This is a genomic window from Shewanella sp. GJ50-10 (assembly GCF_055808815.1).
Genome location: NZ_JBVVSS010000001.1, coordinates 3,519,995 through 3,537,270, shown reverse-complemented (window position 1 = coordinate 3,537,270; position 17,276 = coordinate 3,519,995). Strand labels below are relative to the sequence as shown.

Below are 17,276 nucleotides of genomic sequence, written 5' to 3'. Positions count from 1 at the left end.
TACTCAAAATGAGTGCTAAATAGACAATGTTCGCGTACACTGCGCGACCTTAATTTAAGCTGAGTTTAGCTAGGAAAAACCGAATAATGAGCAAAAGTAAGAAGTACGATTTTAGAGTGTTAACCGTTGGCGATACTTTTAAGACTGAAATCACTCGTCGTATGAGTGCAACCAAAACTATCGTGTCAAAGAGCCACGACGGTTTTACAACAGAAGATGAAGCTGTTGCATGGGGTCAAAAAGAGCTAACAGCATTTATGAGCACTCAAGTTGAACGTAATAAACGTAAAACTGAAAAGAAAATTAAAGCTAAATCTATCGCTGATGCCATTGCCGCTGAAGCGTTAACTGATGAAGCAAGTGAAATAGATCTAACTGATTCAACGGATGAGCTTGAAGATTAATGGTTAAGATAATACAGTAATGCAACATTTTGGTGACATAGTTGTTGTATTTCTGTTTGATTTAACTAGGTTTCACCTTTCAGCACCAATACCAAGGATGATTTCGGTATGAAAGCTAGCATTACCCTAATAATATCTGCGGGGCTATTTTTATTGAGCCCTTCATATAATGCATTGGCCAAAGAGCCAGCCCCTCACATTAACGCGATTACAGCGTATTCAGATGCTGATGGCGGTTCAGAACAAAAACAACTTTCAATCTTTGCTAATAAAGTATCATTTGATCTGCCTGTTGGCTGGAAAATGGCTTTTAATTCTGAAAAAGGCAACATGTACAAAGCAGAGTTTGTTCCTGCCGGTGAAACCCTCAACGATTGGTCTGCGCTATATTGTATTCAAGGCTTTAAAGGCTTAGCTGCCAGTATCGATAGCACTCAATTTCTAGATAGATTTGCAGATACGTACCAAGATGCCTGCCAAGGTACTGTGACCTATGAGCAACTAGGTATGACCCAAATTGGTGGCAAAGAGGCTTATCACGGTATTATTGGCTGTACTAACATGAAAAACGTATATGGCGGTGCAGCATCTAGAACGCGTCAAGGTGAAATTGGTTATTATGCTGTGCTTAAAGATACTGAAGATATGTATTTAATTCATAAGTCGATGAGAGGCGAAGTGTTTAACGAGTCTAATCCACCGCTTAATGGTTCAAATCATCGCGATTTCATTTCCAAAATGCTGCAAGTTAAATTTCAGCGCTAGCCTTATTTAGCAAGACTTCATCCATTTCATATGTACTCATATTATTCAATCTGTATAACTCAGTATTGAATAATATGAATGATCCTCATTCTTTATACCAAAAAGTAACTTTAACAAGTTATAATGCGCCTAGTTGTTATATGGACTTGTTTAACGACAATCGTAACAATGACAAATTTATCGTCAATCTTATGTGGTGCCTGTGAGTACTTCATCTTTGTGATGTAGTGACACGGGATAATCGGGAAACTAGTGAGAGTCTAGTGCTGCCCCCGCAACGGTAATGGTGAGAACTGAGTGCGTTTGCTTATGTTTGCTGTTAATTGAATTAAAATTAATTACAGAAAATGAAAACGTTTAAAACTCAGCTTCGTGAGTCATTTTAATGGCTTTATCCTAAGTCCGGAGACCGGCCCCAAAAAGATGATTTTGAGATTTCGGTGGGCAGATCTCGAAATGTAGCTTTACTAGTTGTTGGCAAGAGTGAGTTGATCTAATCGATCCTATTCTCTAGCTTAGCACTAGCACTATTCGCTGCGGCAAATATGCCCCATTTTTCCTTTCAGGAGTTAAAGGTAAATGGGTACTAATCCAACTAAAATCGCAACTGCGCTTAGCCTAATATTAAGCGTTTCTGCTGCATCATTTGTTTCAAGCGCAACAGCTGAAACTGCTAACACTTCATCTGCTACAAGTACTTCTGCTACTAATAGCACTGAAACCATTGTGGTTATCGGTCGTAGTGACGCTAATCCGTTAAACATTGCAGCCAACGTTAACGTTATCGATCAAGTCGATATCGAAATGAGCGGCGCGGTGAGCTTAACTGACTTACTTCGTAGCCAAGCAGGTATTCAAGTTTCTGATAATAATTCAGGAACCACCTTTGCGATGCGTGGTTTTACCGCGTCGCAAGCTGCCAGCAATACCTTAATTTTGATTGATGGTCGCCGCTTAAATAATATCGATATTTCTGCGCCTAGTATCAATGCTGTGCCGTTAAACCAGGTTGAGCGTGTAGAAGTATTATATGGCTCTGCTGGTGTGCTTTACGGCGACCAAGCCGTAGGTGGTGTGATTAATATCATCACTAAGGCGCCTAATGGCACTGGTGGTGGCTTTGAACTCAGTGGTGGCAGCTTTGATACTTATGAAGCTAAAGGGGATATCTCTGGAGCGATTAATGACGCGTGGCGTTACTACTTAGCGGCGAGTTATAACCAAAGTGACAACTACCGTGACAATAATGAAAGCGAAACTGGCTCTGTGTTAGGTCGTTTACAGTATCAATCAGATAAACAGCAGTTCTTTGTTGAAGCAAACTACTTTGATGATAACCGCCAAGCACCAGGTGCATTAACACTTGAACAGTTTGAGCAAGACCCAACCCAAGCTGCTCCGTTTACTGATGGTGAATACACTCATGAAATGACTACAGCGCTTCGTAGCGGCTATGAATATCAGTTAAACCAAGAGTGGGCATTAGTTGCTGATTTAACCTATTCAGACACGTTAACCACCAACTTTTTATATGGTAGTGCTGGTCGTATAGAGCGTAATTTATTAAGTTTCTCACCAAAAGCCACCGCTAACTATCAGCTTGAACAAGGTGATTTAGATATTGTTGCTGGTGTTGATTTAAGTATTGGTGAAGCTGACTTTGACTTGGCTTATACCCAAAGAAACAATGAGCAAAAGATGGCCAGTGTTTATGCTCAAGCGTCAGTGCCATTAACTAAGACCTTATCTTATGTTGTTGGTGGTCGTTACAGTGAAGTCACTGATGACTTAACAGATCAAACACTGTATCCAAGTGGTGTAGAGCTTGATAACGATGCCCATGCATTCGAGTTAGGTCTTAACTACCGTCCAAGTATTGAAAACCGTTTTTATATCCGCGCCAATGATAACTTCCGCTTCGCTAAAGTGGATGAGCAAGCGTATACCCCTGTGACTACTATTGGACTCGATCCACAAACTGGTCGCTCATATGAAGCGGGTTGGGATTGGACCACAACAACACAAGCATTTAAGTTAAATGCTTACCGCCTCGATTTAGAAGATGAGATTGTTTACGACGCAGGTCGTACAGACGGTCCTCAGGGCGGCGGGGCTAACGTTAATGCCGATGCATCACGTCGATACGGTATCAATACCAGTTACGATATTCAGATATCTGCTGATTGGTTGCTAGGTGCATCTTATGACTACATTGATGCTGAGTTCACCGAAGGCGAAAACGAAGGTAAAGCACTTTCTTGGGTTGCAAAGCATAACGGCCGCGCGCACTTAAGTTACGATATCGCATCTGAGTGGCAGCTATTTGTAGAAGGTATTTATACAGGTGAGCGCTTTATTGAAGGTGATAATGGCAACGTTGATCCTAAGCTATCGAGTTATGTGCTAGCTAACTTAGCGCTTAACTACACCCGTGATAACTGGTCTGCGAGTTTGCGCGCTGATAACTTATTAGATGAAGAATACGTCAGTGCGGGTTACTACTCTGCTTGGGGCAATGGATATTACTCAGGTAATGGTCGCTCAATTCGCTTAACCGCTGGTTATCGTTTCTAAGCCACTATTTTATGTGCAGTTATACACTAGTTTATCTGCTTAATTGACATAGAATCTAAAGCCGACAAGCTGCTTGTCGGCTTTTTGTTTGATTATGGATTAATTACTTGACCTTAGTGCTGCTTATGTGGATAAATTCCCTAATAGAGATCTAAAAAATATTAAAGGGAAGCAGTACAATATGACCTATCTTGAGCAACAGGTGCTAACTCAAGTCAAAGCTATTATCGGAAACGAAGAGCAAGTGATTGGTCGACGTGGTATTTTGATTCCTTTAAAGAAAGCACTGATAAATGAAGCTGATATTCGAATTTTAATCGATATTGTTTCAAGTGATCCTGCCTTAGCTGCCCACCTATTATGGCGCAGTAATACCGCCCAGGCTGGTGGTATTATTTCTACCAAAAATCGCAGTATTAAAGATGCACTTATCCGCCTAGGCCAAGTGAATATTTACCGCTATGCGTTTTCTTTCTACCTAAAAGAGCGTTTGGACGAGTTAAAAGAGCCTTACAGCAAGCTAGTTAAAGGTTATTGGACACTGACCGAGAATATCGCAGTTGATGCGGTTCAGCATCTTCGTGATATTGAAGAGAGCGACCAGCCTATTGATATCGATGCTGACGAAGTGCAAACCCTGGCTTTATTCAGTGTATTTGGCCAAGTGATTACTTTGAGTGCTTTTGCATTTTTAAATGCGGCGTCCGAGAAAGCGATTGCGCTGCAAGTGATTAAGAACTTAATTGATACACAGCAGCAAAGCTTATCTATTGAAGCCTTTGAAGCGTTAGGCTTAGATGATGACTTACGCAATGAGTTTATGGTGGCCCATAATATTAATCAAACTGACAACCCTAACTCAGCTGGTATGGTGCTAAGACATGTACTCGCAAAGCGTAATGTATTGATCAATCCGCTTGTATGAGATGAGTAACTGCTAACTTATAAGTTAACTCATGGTTTTATTTAAATAGTTTCAGATACAAAAATGCCACTCAATGAGTGGCATTTTTTATGGTTAAAGCAACCTAATAGCAGTGTATCTTAAACGACACTTAGATTAGTGCTGCTGACTTAAGCGTTGTAATTTTAAGCCTTCTGCAGCCACTAGCGTTAACCACTTTTGAATTAAACTCGTATTAGATGCATTACGGCGATAGGCTGCAAACAATGGTCGCTTTAATCCTTCTGCGCCAAGTTTTACAGAAGAAAGATTCAGCCCATGGCTTTCATTAATTGACCAGCTCGGCAATGCCGCTATGCCATCATTACATGCGACGCGCTGTAATAACATCGCGGTTAAGTCGCACTGTTTTTGCTCACCGGCTTCAACACCTGCAGGCTCTAAAAAGTGTTTGAAAATATCTAGACGCTGCAGTGGTACAGGGTAGGTAATTAATGTTTGTTTAGCTAATTGCTCCGGCTTGATAAAAGCTTCTTTTGCTAATGGATTTTCATTAGCGACAACTAGTTTAACTTCAAAATCGAATAAATGCTGATAAGCCAAGGCGTGACCAGGTACAGGATCTGAGGTCAGTACTATGTCTAACTCACCCATTTCTAATGCGTTCAATGAATCAAACAAATGTCGACTTGAAAGGTCAATTCGTCCGTCTGGAGCAATATGCTTAAAAGCTTCTGTCACTGGCATTAACCAGCGGAAACAGCTGTGACATTCAATGCCCAGTTTTAGTGATTGGGACTCTGCATCTAGACCTTTTTTAAGATCTGATTCGGTTACCATCACTTTAGGCAAAATCTCTTCAGCGAGATTCAATAATCTAGCGCCTTCTTGTGTGAATGATAGCGGTTTGCTTTTTCGAATAAAAATAGCCGAGTTAATTCGGGTTTCTAATTCTTTAATCTGATGTGATAACGCTGATTGAGTTACGAAACGTTTTTTCGCGGCACCAGCTAGGCTACCACTCTCTTTGAGCGCCATTAGAGTACGAAGGTGTCTCAGCTCTATCATATTATCCTCACATGAATTTTGTTCAACTTCGGGTGAAATCTATTCGATTGCTTAGGTGCAGAGTACCACAGTAAACTTCTAGACGTCCAGACGCCTGTGTAATTAATTTACATAAATGTACTGCTTTTGTTAATTGTTTGCGTTTTTTGATTTGAAAATTACAAACTTACGGCTTCCTTTTGTTAGTCACCCATAAAGCTAAAACTTGTATTATTGATTCCTTTGCGGATAAAACTCACAGTGTTCTATTGAATAAACCAATGGTCCGATTGAGCTTATGATCGAGTAGTAAAGCGACCTAAGCCTTATAGAATAAGGCTTTTATGATATCCAATCACCAAATATCCATACTGTTTATGCAATAACCTGTTTAACACCTAAAGCGGCTAATAAAATGTCAAAGGTTCAATTATGCTTCAGTTTTGACAGTGGTTGTAAGTTGAATGTGGCAGTGGTTGTAAGTTGAATATGAAAGTAGAGGTAAGTGACTTTTAGTGACTTGTTTGACTCATTTATTGGTGAGAAAGCTTTACGTGAAAAGCTTTAGAATAAACATATCAAGACTCAGCTACTTACCCTTTAAAGAGCTTTTTTATATGAGTAGTATTCATTGTGTTGAAGTTACGCAGATTTTTATAGGTTATCTATACTCAGTTAATGTCCTTTAAATACTGATGGAGTAACAATGAGTCATACCTATAAACTGATTGAACTGACAGGATCATCACCAATTAGCTCGGATGATGCGATCAAAAATGCGATCGCGGCGGCCAATAAATCAATAAAGCATATGCGCTGGTTTCAAGTGGTAGAGACAAGAGGGCATTTGGAGGAAGGTTTGATTGCACATTGGCAAGTGACCGTTAAAGTTGGATTTACTTTAGATCAAAGTTAGCCACTCCAAGTGACATTTCTACCATTTAAACAAAATGCAGTTGAAGGTGGCTTCAGCTGCATTTTAGTTTTTATCACTTGGCTGAGAATATAGTAAAAGAGCACTAGGCGTCTCGAGGTAAGCCTTTTTCAATAGCTCTGACAACACGTTGAGTTTTGCGGCTGAGTATTTCTGTATGAGCTTGGTTTTGCTCTTCGATGGCCCAATCAATATGTTCAATGACCATATCGTTTACTTCACCAGAATCCTTACGAGCATGCAGCGCCGCTAAAATATCTTCATTAAACGGAGCGTTACCTAATGCAATAGCGATGTTTCTGAGCCAATATTTATGGCCAATACGCCTTATTGGACTTCCTTCAGTAAGTGAAAGAAACTGCTTTTCTGTCCACGCAAATAAGGTGAGCAAATTAGGTTGCATTAATGGCTCACGAATATGAAAATCAGCTTGCTTGGTTAAGGGGGCTTTAGCATTAACAGGACAGACTAGCTGGCAGTCATCGCAACCATAAATGCGGTTACCAATGGCACGTCGAAACTCTACAGGGATAGCACCTTGAAGCTCTATGGTTAAATAAGAAATACAGCGGCGACCATCTACTACATTATCTTCAAGTATGGCATTGGTGGGGCATGATTTTATGCAAGCTACACAGGTATTACAGCTTTGGATAATTGGAATATCAATTGGCAGCGGAATGTTAATTAATACTTCACCTAAAAAGAACCAACTGCCAGCCTCTGGATTTAATAATAGGGAGTGTTTTCCTGTCCAGCCTAAACCCGCTTTTTCTGCTAATGGTCTTTCAAGTACTGGGGCTGAATCGACAAAAGGTCGAAAATCAACACCTGTGACACCTAAGTCATCGCAGTGTGCGACAATTTTATCACCTAGCTTTTTAAGCTGTTTACGAATTAATTTATGGTAATCACGCCCGCCAGCATAACGAGAAATATATCCAAGGTTAGGATCGGCGAGATTAGTCGCAAAACCTGCCTGTGGCGGCAAATAATCCATTCTTGCACTCAACACTCGCACTGTACCAGGATGAAGCTCATGGGGGCGGGCACGCATCATGCCGTGATTTGCCATGTAACTCATTTCGCCGTGATAACCCTTATCCAGCCATTGCTGTAACTTAGGCTCTTCGGCTTTGAGATCGGTATCAGTTATCCCTAACTCGGCAAAGCCTAACTCTTGCGCCCATGATTTTATCTGGCGTGATAAATCTGACATTTCTTGAGATGTCATTTCACGACTTAAGCTTGAGTCAGCTTGAATGTCTGCATTTGATTTTGAGTCAGGCATGAAAGGCTATTACAGTTATTGATGATTACTAAATTTGATTATACTCGCTAACGGCAGGCTAAGCATCATCACGAAAGTAAACCACTTGATTGCGGCCTTGGTTCTTAGCTCGATATAAAACCAAGTCGGTTTTTTTAATGATTTCAGTAAGGTTAGCTTCGTCTTTATAGGTCGCGACGCCTGCACTTACTGTTACTGATAAGTTTTCACTAAAATTACTAAACTTGTAAAAACTGCCTTCATCTACGACAGATTGTGCCGCTTTTATTGAATTGTAAATTACATAATTCAATAAAAGGTAAATTAACATGAAGAAAAAACTATCTATTATCGCTATAACTTGTGCTGCTACATTCAGCTTGTCTAGTGTTGCTAAGACAAATGAAACCATTAAAGAACTAATCGTTACTCCACTGGTAAGTACAGTTGAGGTTGGTGAATCATTCTCTGCTTATTCAACTGCAATTTTCTACGGAGGACGCCCAGAAGTTGTAACTCAGCAAGTAAGCTGGGCATCATCAAATGAGAGCGTTGCGATAGTTGATGACGCAGGTATTGTTTATACTCTTGGTGGTGGTACAGCAACAATTTCGGCTGAGTTCAACGGTCAAGCTTCAGAACAATATTCAGCTGTTGTCAACGTTGATGAAGCCGAGGGAATTTACGAAAGTATCGAAGTAAAACCTGCTTCACAAACTGTTAAGTTAGGTGGTGCGCCTATTTCAGTATCCGCATTTGGTATTACTCAAGGTGGAGAAGAAGTTGATATCACGGACTCTGTAACGTGGTCGCATACAACACATATTACTGTTGCTAATAACGAAATGACAGGCCACACACTGGGCATTGACAAGCTAACGGCCCAGTTTGAAAATGTATTAAGTGGTGAGAAGCTGATAAGTGTATCTGATGCAACTTTTGATATGCTTGTTCCTATGCCAGAAGAAGTGACCTATAAAATCGGCTCTGGCTATATCACACCATCTTTGGCTTATATTGAAGGCGGATTACATCAAGTTACAGAAGGTATTACTTGGGAAATCTTAAGTGGTAGTTCAGTTATCGTTAATGACGGTCGGTTATATGCAGCTGGAGTTGGTGTAACTGAGGTGGTTGGTATTTATCAAGGTGTCGTAGCATTGGCACCACTAAAAATTACTATATCTCAATAAATACTTAAACGGATACAGGTATCTAATTTACCGAATCTCCTTCCAGTATTATAGTGTGGCGGTGATAAATTTTTATGTTTGTCCCCCCACTCTTACTACCTAGCTATACATTAGATTACTGTAATAAAACTAAATAATTCCAACCCGAATTTACAACACTTACGATGTGATGAATAAAAGGTTTTAGATACTATCTATCAGACAGAAGTGGACACAAACTTAATTTAGAAGTAATTCAGACTTATATTTTGTTTGGTTTTATCAAACCATTACAAGCCTGAAATTTAGTTTATTTTAACAACTAACCTTTGAACGTTAAAAAGTCTACTTTCCGATTTTAAAACTCCCCTAAATTTACAACCGTTTATAAAATTGACGTGATAAATATGACATTTCTTTGGGGGTATATTACGACTTATACTAGAGTTTGAATCGGTTATAGAGCTTTTACTGGGAACTTGAATATTAGATTTAGAGCCTAGAATGTATAGTAGTTATAGTTATTTAGAATTTCCAAGCATAATTATACTCGCTAACGGCAGGCTAAGCATCATCACGAAAGTAAACCACTTGATTACGGCCTTGGTTTTTAGCTCGATATAAAGCTAAGTCGGCTTTTTTAATGATTTCGGTAAGGTTAGCTTCGTCTTTATAGGTCGCGACTCCTGCACTTACTGTTACCGATAAGTTTTCACTAAAATTGCTAAACTCGACAAAATTTACTTCATCAACAATGGCTTGAGCTGCTTTAATCGCAGCTTGGGAGCGAGTATCAGGTAGTAATATTAAAAATTCTTCACCGCCTACACGCCCCATAACACTTGTTTGTGATAACTTACGGCGGAATATTTGTGCAATGGTTTTTAGCACTATATCGCCGATGCTGTGGCCATGTTGATCATTAACCTGTTTAAAATGATCGATATCTATAGAGATTATCGAAAAGGGCTGTTGATGCTGTGACAATCGATTAAACGCATCCTGAGCATCTCGATAAAAACAGAGTCGATTGGGTAATTGAGTTAATAAATCAGTTAACGCAAGTTCCTTAAGTTGTTTAGATTTTTTATTGAAATAGAGACTGAATAAAATTAACAATAATATCGATGCAAAACCCAGTGCAAGAGTGATAATTTGCAATTTCTCGTTGTCTTGTTCAATAGTCAGTTGGTGATCTTTTAACTGATGAAACGCCACTAACTCGGCATTTTCAGCTTCAATTTTTTCGCTATCAAACTTTATACGCATTTCTGTGCTAGCTTGATTTTCAAGCGCTTTATCTAGAATGAGGTGAATGTCATAAAGCTCAAGTTGTGCCTCGTAAGCCTGTTGCCACAGTTCTAAGGATTCATAAATTTCCACTTTGAGTTCTAGTAGCATTTCATGACCACGCTTATTGTGGTTTTTATTAAAGCCTGCTGTGGATTTTTCAAGATGAGGTATGGCTTGCTCAGATAAGCCTAAACCATGTTTCGCTTGGGCTTTATAAAGATGTAAAAAGCTGTAATGGGTATCAACTGATGGGCTGATCACCGCTTCAAACTTGTCGAGATAATCCAATGCTTGCTGATACTGGCCTAGACGGATTAAAGCCGATGACATATCGACTGCAACACGAGCTGTAAAAGTAGGATCTGAATGCACCTTCTCATAGTATTTAAAAATAGCTAAATAATAATCAGCGGCCATTTGATATTCATTGATATCTTCATAGGCATAAGCCATGTCATTTTTCACTAACATAACTAAGGCAATTTGATTGCTGTCGCTAAAAGCTTGTTCAAGTTCTGAGTAATACTTCAGCGCAGTTTCTGTTTCACCAAGACGGCGATAAGTGATGGCTAAATCCAGCAAACCTAAGCGTTCAAGAGTGATTAATTCTAATTGCTGATAACGCTCATAAGCTTCTAGTAGGTTTTTAAGTGCAAAAGCAAAATCTCCTGTGTAGGAGGCGATTTGACCTAGCATCGAATAAGCATCGGCAATGAGTCGCTCATCTTCTATTTGCTGAGCGTCTTTCAGGGCAGCTTTCACCATTACGTTAGCTTCAGTAATCTCGCCTTTGTAGCGCAACAAGGTCGCTTCGCAGAGTTTCAGGCTAATTCTAATCGCTGGTGGTATGTCTGGATAATTCTTATAGATGTAGCTAAGAAACTCGTGAGCATTCTGATTTTGCTGTTCTTCTAAAAAATTATAGGCCATACACTGTTTGGGCATTAGGCGGTAAGTACGCTCAATGTCACCTTCAGCGATTAGCTGTGCCATTTCATCAATTAAAACGGGGTAACTGGCATCATTGATATCGCCGTCATCAACTTGTTCAAATATTTCTTCAAACCTTGGGTTGTCGAATGTTTTCTTCTCGCTTGCAGTTATTTGAGTTTTATCAGCGCCCAATGCAAAGGCTTGCGAAGAAACCGTGAAAAATGCTGTTAACCATATCGACATGGTAAGGGTGTACATGACAGCGATCAGATGGCGGATCATTGGCTGTGCTCCTGCTCTGATGATTGCAGGTTTTGTGGTAAACCTTCTTCATCTTCAAGAGCTGATTGATAATTCACGTAGCCATCTCGGCCAGCATTTTTTGCTTGATATAATGCGATATCTGCTTTTTTAAGTAATGGCGAGATTGTCTTTTCATTAGTGACTGTTGCAATGCCTATACTGACAGTAAATGGGGTTGGCATCGACAGCTCTTGGGTATCAATGAGTTTAACGTGTTGGTTAATTCTACTGGCTAGACTGATAGCATCGGTGTCGTCAGCATTGGGCATAATAACCAGAAACTCTTCACCGCCAATACGCGCTAAGGTGTCTTCTTTACGGCAGATTTTATTAATTTTATGAGCGATTAATTGCAATGCTGTATCACCAATATCATGGCCAAAGTTATCATTTACAGCTTTAAAGTGGTCAACATCAATGAGTAGAATCGAGAACTTATATTTTTGGGAATATAAACGGTTTACTACCTTATAAGCAAACAGTCGATTAGGGATTTCCGTCAGTGGATCAGTTAAAGCAAGTTGCTTATATTGGATGGATTTTAATATGAGTTTGACGAAGAAAATAGCCAATATCACAATGAAAATAAAGGTGAGCACTATAGCGACATATTGTAACTGTTGCTTGGTTGATAAGGCTTCAAGTTGGCTTTCTTTTAACTCTTGATATTCAATTAACTGACTTTGTTGTTCTTCAAGCTCTTTTGAGTCAAATCGAATACGCATTTCAGAATTGAAAGTGGCCTGTGCAATTTCATCCATTTGATTGTGAATGGTTAAAAATTCATGATGCCAATGATTAGCTGACTTAAAGTCTCCCTGTTGAGCATACAACTCTGCAACCACAGGATAAGCAATGGCTAGGCCTTTCTTGTTATTGTATTTATCAAAGCTCTTCTTGGCTTCAATAAAATGCACTAATGCTTGCTCGTATTGCCCTTGGCGTAATCGCAATTCAAGGTAGTAAGTGTGCATATAGCCAAAGTGAGAATAATTATTAGCTTTAATAAAAGGTTGAGCCTGATCTAACCACTTCTCTGCTTCATCTAAGCGGTTAAGTTTAATCAAAGGTGCTGACATATCGACAGCGATTTCAGCCACGTACAAGTCACTTCTAGATTTTACTGCGACCTGATATATCTTCTCAAAGTAATTCAGTGACTCTTGGTAGTCACCGCTATCGAGTTTAATATAAGCCATAGCTTGCTCTACAGTGGCCAATAAATTGGGCTTATTGTTCTCGATAAAATGTTGTTCAACAATATTATAATAATAGAGGGCTTTTTTGTTATCTCCCAAACGACGGTAAGCACTGGCTAAGGAGATAATATTAATATTGGCAGTGTTCCAATAGCCCAGCTTTTGATAAAGCTCAAAAGATATCGACATATTGTCGATAGAGCTTAAAAACTGGGATTTAAATAAGCTTAATTGGCCTATTGTAAAATATGCATCGGCAATTAATTTGGTGTCTCCTAATGCCTCTGCTTTGGCTAGCATTTGTTGATTTATCTGCTCAGATTGTTGCAACTCACCTAAGTACATTAGCGCAATAGAGCGGCACAAATTAAGTAATATGGGCGAAGATTGATAATAAAAACTCTGTTGTTCAAGGTTTGAATATTGAGTAACAAAAGCCTGTAGTTTTTCTTTTGAACCAGATGGGATACGAGTACAGCTTAAGGTAGAAAGTTTTTCTAATCTTGGTTTATCTTCTTCATCTATTAGAGCTTCAAGCTCAAGTAGTTTTTCATCAAAATATAGCGTTCCCGTCAGTTGATCACTTTCAAACTGACTTATTAACTTATCTGCCGCCTTATTCTCTATTGTGTTGGCTGAGGCTGAAAATGAAATGTGCCCGAACAACACGATAATAGTGATAAAAATACGGATGAGATATCTATGATAATCGTTACATCGAATATGTTTTTGCAAGGTTATTTATACCGTCTTAACACAGTTTCTTCCTGCAGACTTTGCTTGATAAAGAGCATTGTCGACACGTAACAATAGCGCTTCTAAGTTACTATCATTGTCAAACTGACTCACGCCCGCACTAATAGTTTGCTTAAGCTCTGGAGCAATACTCTGCCAATTAGCATTGGCGATTTTACTCACTAACCTCTCGGCGACCTCTTGAGCTTGTTGCTCATTGGTGCCTGGTAATAAAATCAAAAACTCTTCACCACCAACACGGCCTACAGTGTCTGACTTACGCATTAAATTACGTGAAACCTCAGCTAGTAGCATTAACACTTTATCGCCAATATCATGGCCAAGCGTATCGTTTACTTTCTTAAAATGATCGGCATCGAATGATATTAGCGAAAAATGAGTATTCTCTTTACGTGCTTGTTCAATATAACTCTTTGCCAAGTTATATGTGTGGCGACGATTGGCTAATTGCGTTAACTCGTCAGTAAGTGCTAGGCTCTTGAATAACTGCTTTCGTTTAACCTGTTTTATCGCATATAGGGTCATTATGATTAGAATAATGGCCACTAAAAAAATGATAATTTGCTGTAACTCTTTATTCTTCTCTAATACTTTGAGTTCTTGTTCTTTGATCCTCTGTATTTGTTGTAATGTCTGATTTTCAGATTCGATTTTATCGGTATTAAATCGTGCCCGCATTTCACTATTACGACTGCTGAGACTCTTTTTATCGAGCTTATGGTGCAACAACAAATAATCACTTAAAGCGTGGTGGGCAGATTGATAGTCTTCTAAAAATAAGTAAATTTTATTTCTTAAGGTGTAAACTTGGCTTAGGCCTCGTTCATTTTTACTGACATCGAATCCCATTTCGGCTTCGATCGCATAGTCTAATGCTTCTTCTGGTTGCTGCTTTATTAATGCAGCTTGAGCCCTAAATAGCTTCATAAAACTAAATAAGCCATCAAGCTCTATGGTAATTGTCTTTTCTGCGAGCTCTAAAGTCTCGATAGCTAAATCAACTTGACCCAGTTTTAACTGAATACCTGCAATATCAACCGCAGCACCCGCTGCGGGGATTGGTTGGTCTCTATTCACCCAGAATTGATAACTTGTCTCGAATCGCTCAAGTGCTAGTTCATTTTTGCCGAGTTCTTCGTAGGAATAAGCTATTTGGGTATTCACATTGATAGCTTCTACATCTTGATTATTTTCAAGGTAAACTTTTTCTAGCTTTTGTTGATATTTAAGCGCCATTTGTGGATCGCCGAAACGGCGATAACTATTGGCTATCTCGCTTAAGTTGACTCGTGCCCAATAATCTAATTTAAGTTGTTCATACATTGATTGCGCGGGGATGAGGTCTTCAAGTGCGCCAGTGTAGTCTCCTTCATAGGACAACATGGCACCGCGCATGCTTCTGCCATCGGCAATTAAGCGTAGGTCTTCAATTTGATAAGCTTCTTGAATCGCAGCGTCGTAATCTAGTTTGGCCTGTTGAGGCTTGCCTGAATATTGATAATGGGATGCGCGACAAAGTAATAAGTCTGCGTGAAGGGCTGATGGATAACTTTTCTGATGACGCTCCATTAATTCTTCAGCGTGTTTTATAGCGTGTTTAAATTCTTCTGACGTTTCTGAAGGGTGGTACCAGCATTGAAGAGGAATGAGTTTTTCTTGCTGCTTTATATCATCTTGAGGAATGAGAATTTCAAGCTCGGCTAAGTAAGCAGCTAGTTTTTCAAGATCGCCTTCTTCGCCCTCATTGAATATATCAAATAAATGATCGATTCTTTGTTGGCTTGTCTGATCATTATTATTGTCGTTAGCTGTAGCTTGAGTTGTGAAAATCGAGACACACAAGAATATAGCTAATACAAAGTGCAGCAGGATTTTAATCGAATATGTCTCATGTGAGTTGAAATGTCTGACTTTATTATGACATATAATCCGGTTTGTTCAATTAAAGCTTTAAAGTGGTTTTTATGTAATTGATTGTTGTTTTATTTGAGGCGAATTAGCGGGTTATTGTTATTTAAATAACAACTTTTATTGATACAAACGTTAAGTTTAAATGAATGAAAGTTAATCTACTAGTCATCTGTCTACCCACTTTGTTAGTCTTCTATTTCACTTACTTTTTCTAAATTTAATTTGAAATGAATTCATCGTATTCACTAAACAAATGCGTTGATATTTTGAGAATTTTTGTTTTTTTAAATATACCAAATAATTATATTTTCTCTTAAGCGTCGTTTGGCATTGGGCCAGTTAAATAATTAATTGTTTTTGATCTAATCTTGATTAGGCAACTATTTTTAAAGCCTACGAAAGACGTAAGTTCGTGAATATCTCAAAGATGCAGCTTACTTGGACTATGTTGCTTTACTGGAATTACTCAAGGCATTAAGGTAAGCGCCTTTGCTGGGTGTACTTTATTGAGTTACTTGATAGTGATTGAAATCCAGCAGTACTTTTAAATTAAGAGAGAAATATAAAATGAGTCATGTGACTGAAGAGTATAAAGCAGTAGCTAAGCAAGTGTCTTTCAACGTAGCCAACAAAGTACTGCCGATGGACAAATTACCAGAGACATTGCTTGAAGCTTATGAAGGCTTATTTAAAGAGTTAATTGAAGATAATGCCGGCTTATTCGCCAAAAGCTGGGATGCAATGCCTGCGAGTGCGCAGAAATTGATGCCGCAAGCTGAGTTTCATGGTTTCTATATTGCCAATGCGTGGATGCAATTAAGCCGTGTCGCTCAAGAAATTGCTGATGACGCTGATTCAGATGAAGCCATTGATGAAAAAGAGTATGACGGTGTTTTTGGTCGCTTAGCTGAGCAATCACTGAAAGAAAGTATTAGAAAATTGAAGAAAGCCCGAACGGATCGTTCGATGTTTAATAGTTTTAAACAAGTTATGTCTGCATAACTTGTAATAGCAAATGTTTGGAAATCCAATGACGTCAATATTAACAAATCAAATCATCTGGCCTTGCGAATTAAGCGAGCGAACAAAAGCTGACATTCTAGATGTCGCAATTGAGATAGATGGTGTTGATAAATATTCAACTCTTATTGATGGCGATCAGCAGCGTGGTTTGTTGTATTGCGTACAAGGCCTCGGAACATTTGCAACCACCAGTCTTGACAATCGCCCACTTGCCAGCTTTATTTTTGGCAAACAAATGTGGGTTGGCGCTGTTGCGATTGAAATTTATCCAAGAATCAACTTGTACACGTGTGAGCTTGAACCGCTAAAAAGTTTGTTTTTTCCTAAAAAGGACTTAAACACACTGGCGGAAACAAACGGTGAAGTATATAAGCTACTTTATAGCATTATGCGAACTAATAGTCCTAAGCTTGTACAAGGGATGCATTTATCTTTTTACGGTATTGAAGAGCGGATTAATTTCTTCTTATTGGAACTTGCTCGCAGTAAAAAGAACACTGATGCGCCAAGAATTGAAATCAAAATTACTCAACAACAGTTGAGTGAAATAGCAAATGTTAGTCGCCCTCGAGTCAATGAAGTACTAAATAAGTTTGCCCAGCAAGGTTTCATTGAATTGGTTAGAGGCAAAATGATCATTACCAATTATGTGGGTATGTGTAAGGCGTTAGAAGATAAAGTCGTTATGTAATTCAACCCTATATGGCTTATTTAATAGTGCGTGATTTGTTATTAAAGTAATCATGACCAAATGCCCAATAAAAAGCCTAGCAATTGCTAGGCTTTTT

14 protein-coding genes and 1 riboswitch are annotated in these 17,276 nt (G+C 39.0%); of the genes, 8 read left to right on the top strand and 6 right to left on the bottom strand.

From position 1 onward, the window contains the following. Positions 1 to 86: 86 nt before the first annotated feature. From AC0L4E_RS14925 to AC0L4E_RS14910, 4 genes are all read left to right on the top strand, one after another. Entirely contained in the window at positions 87 to 404 is a 318-nt protein-coding gene (locus AC0L4E_RS14925) for a DUF3622 domain-containing protein (protein ID WP_473679836.1), read from the top strand. Positions 405 to 512: 108 nt separating this feature from the next. Then, positions 513 to 1,169 (top strand): hypothetical protein, encoded by a 657-nt coding sequence (locus AC0L4E_RS14920; RefSeq protein WP_473679835.1) that lies wholly within the window; start codon positions 513 to 515, stop codon positions 1,167 to 1,169. A 177-nt stretch (positions 1,170 to 1,346) separates the two neighbouring features. Continuing rightward, a riboswitch (cobalamin riboswitch) is annotated at positions 1,347 to 1,601 on the top strand. A gap of 147 nt (positions 1,602 to 1,748) precedes the next feature. Continuing rightward, the gene (locus tag AC0L4E_RS14915; RefSeq protein WP_473679834.1) at positions 1,749 to 3,743 is read left to right on the top strand and encodes a TonB-dependent receptor; all 1,995 of its coding nucleotides are present in this window, start codon (positions 1,749 to 1,751) and stop codon (positions 3,741 to 3,743) included. Between the two features lie 181 nt (positions 3,744 to 3,924). Then, positions 3,925 to 4,668: an HDOD domain-containing protein gene (locus tag AC0L4E_RS14910; protein ID WP_473679833.1), complete on the top strand. Its 744-nt coding sequence runs from the start codon at positions 3,925 to 3,927 to the stop codon at positions 4,666 to 4,668. A gap of 135 nt (positions 4,669 to 4,803) precedes the next feature. Here AC0L4E_RS14910 and AC0L4E_RS14905 read toward each other — a convergent pair whose 3' ends face one another. Continuing rightward, positions 4,804 to 5,715 carry a LysR family transcriptional regulator gene (locus AC0L4E_RS14905; protein WP_473679832.1) on the bottom strand — a complete coding sequence of 304 codons (912 nt, stop codon included), beginning with the start codon at positions 5,713 to 5,715 and terminating at the stop codon, positions 4,804 to 4,806. Between the two features lie 685 nt (positions 5,716 to 6,400). Between AC0L4E_RS14905 and AC0L4E_RS14900 the strand changes: the two genes are divergently transcribed. Next, entirely contained in the window at positions 6,401 to 6,610 is a 210-nt protein-coding gene (locus tag AC0L4E_RS14900) for a dodecin (RefSeq protein ID WP_473679831.1), read from the top strand. 103 nt (positions 6,611 to 6,713) lie between these two features. On the opposite strand, the gene queG is transcribed toward AC0L4E_RS14900, so the two are convergent. Both queG and AC0L4E_RS14890 read right to left on the bottom strand, forming a co-directional pair. Continuing rightward, on the bottom strand, positions 6,714 to 7,862 hold the full coding sequence (queG, locus tag AC0L4E_RS14895) for a tRNA epoxyqueuosine(34) reductase QueG (RefSeq protein ID WP_473681682.1): 1,149 nt from the start codon (positions 7,860 to 7,862) through the stop codon (positions 6,714 to 6,716). A 115-nt stretch (positions 7,863 to 7,977) separates the two neighbouring features. Beyond that, positions 7,978 to 8,229 carry a GGDEF domain-containing protein gene (locus AC0L4E_RS14890; protein ID WP_473679830.1) on the bottom strand — a complete coding sequence of 84 codons (252 nt, stop codon included), beginning with the start codon at positions 8,227 to 8,229 and terminating at the stop codon, positions 7,978 to 7,980. Between AC0L4E_RS14890 and AC0L4E_RS14885 the strand changes: the two genes are divergently transcribed. Then, positions 8,228 to 9,091: an Ig-like domain-containing protein gene (locus tag AC0L4E_RS14885; protein ID WP_473679829.1), complete on the top strand. Its 864-nt coding sequence runs from the start codon at positions 8,228 to 8,230 to the stop codon at positions 9,089 to 9,091. The two genes, AC0L4E_RS14890 and AC0L4E_RS14885, sit on opposite strands and share 2 nt — an antisense overlap. A 543-nt stretch (positions 9,092 to 9,634) precedes the next feature. Here AC0L4E_RS14885 and AC0L4E_RS14880 read toward each other — a convergent pair. From AC0L4E_RS14880 to AC0L4E_RS14870, 3 genes are read right to left on the bottom strand one after another with little or no spacing between them, the layout of a single operon-like run. Beyond that, entirely contained in the window at positions 9,635 to 11,578 is a 1,944-nt protein-coding gene (locus AC0L4E_RS14880; protein ID WP_473679828.1) for a tetratricopeptide repeat-containing diguanylate cyclase, read from the bottom strand. Next, positions 11,575 to 13,533 carry a diguanylate cyclase gene (locus AC0L4E_RS14875; RefSeq protein WP_473679827.1) on the bottom strand — a complete coding sequence of 653 codons (1,959 nt, stop codon included), beginning with the start codon at positions 13,531 to 13,533 and terminating at the stop codon, positions 11,575 to 11,577. Before AC0L4E_RS14875 ends, AC0L4E_RS14880 begins: the two co-directional genes overlap by 4 nt. Positions 13,534 to 13,539: 6 nt before the next feature. Beyond that, positions 13,540 to 15,396 (bottom strand): tetratricopeptide repeat-containing diguanylate cyclase, encoded by a 1,857-nt coding sequence (locus AC0L4E_RS14870; RefSeq protein ID WP_473679826.1) that lies wholly within the window; start codon positions 15,394 to 15,396, stop codon positions 13,540 to 13,542. Positions 15,397 to 16,032: 636 nt separating this feature from the next. On the opposite strand from AC0L4E_RS14870, the gene AC0L4E_RS14865 reads away from it, so the two are divergent. Continuing rightward, positions 16,033 to 16,467: a DUF3069 domain-containing protein gene (locus AC0L4E_RS14865; protein WP_473679825.1), complete on the top strand. Its 435-nt coding sequence runs from the start codon at positions 16,033 to 16,035 to the stop codon at positions 16,465 to 16,467. A gap of 28 nt (positions 16,468 to 16,495) precedes the next feature. Then, a complete protein-coding gene (locus AC0L4E_RS14860) occupies positions 16,496 to 17,179 on the top strand; it encodes a Crp/Fnr family transcriptional regulator (RefSeq protein ID WP_473679824.1) in 684 nt (227 codons plus the stop codon). The last annotated feature ends 97 nt before the right edge of the window (positions 17,180 to 17,276 follow it).

Excerpts from the sequence above, each read along its gene's own strand:
- AC0L4E_RS14925 (WP_473679836.1), top strand. The coding sequence starts at position 87 with ATGAGCAAAAGTAAGAAGTACGATTTTAGAGTGTTAACCGTTGGCGAT.
- AC0L4E_RS14920 (WP_473679835.1), top strand. The coding sequence starts at position 513 with ATGAAAGCTAGCATTACCCTAATAATATCTGCGGGGCTATTTTTATTG.
- AC0L4E_RS14915 (WP_473679834.1), top strand. The coding sequence starts at position 1,749 with ATGGGTACTAATCCAACTAAAATCGCAACTGCGCTTAGCCTAATATTA.
- AC0L4E_RS14910 (WP_473679833.1), top strand. The coding sequence starts at position 3,925 with ATGACCTATCTTGAGCAACAGGTGCTAACTCAAGTCAAAGCTATTATC.
- AC0L4E_RS14905 (WP_473679832.1), bottom strand. The coding sequence starts at position 5,715 with ATGATAGAGCTGAGACACCTTCGTACTCTAATGGCGCTCAAAGAGAGT.
- AC0L4E_RS14900 (WP_473679831.1), top strand. The coding sequence starts at position 6,401 with ATGAGTCATACCTATAAACTGATTGAACTGACAGGATCATCACCAATT.
- queG (WP_473681682.1), bottom strand. The coding sequence starts at position 7,862 with ATGACATCTCAAGAAATGTCAGATTTATCACGCCAGATAAAATCATGG.
- AC0L4E_RS14885 (WP_473679829.1), top strand. The coding sequence starts at position 8,228 with ATGAAGAAAAAACTATCTATTATCGCTATAACTTGTGCTGCTACATTC.
- AC0L4E_RS14890 (WP_473679830.1), bottom strand. The coding sequence starts at position 8,229 with ATGTTAATTTACCTTTTATTGAATTATGTAATTTACAATTCAATAAAA.
- AC0L4E_RS14880 (WP_473679828.1), bottom strand. The coding sequence starts at position 11,578 with ATGATCCGCCATCTGATCGCTGTCATGTACACCCTTACCATGTCGATA.
- AC0L4E_RS14865 (WP_473679825.1), top strand. The coding sequence starts at position 16,033 with ATGAGTCATGTGACTGAAGAGTATAAAGCAGTAGCTAAGCAAGTGTCT.
- AC0L4E_RS14860 (WP_473679824.1), top strand. The coding sequence starts at position 16,496 with ATGACGTCAATATTAACAAATCAAATCATCTGGCCTTGCGAATTAAGC.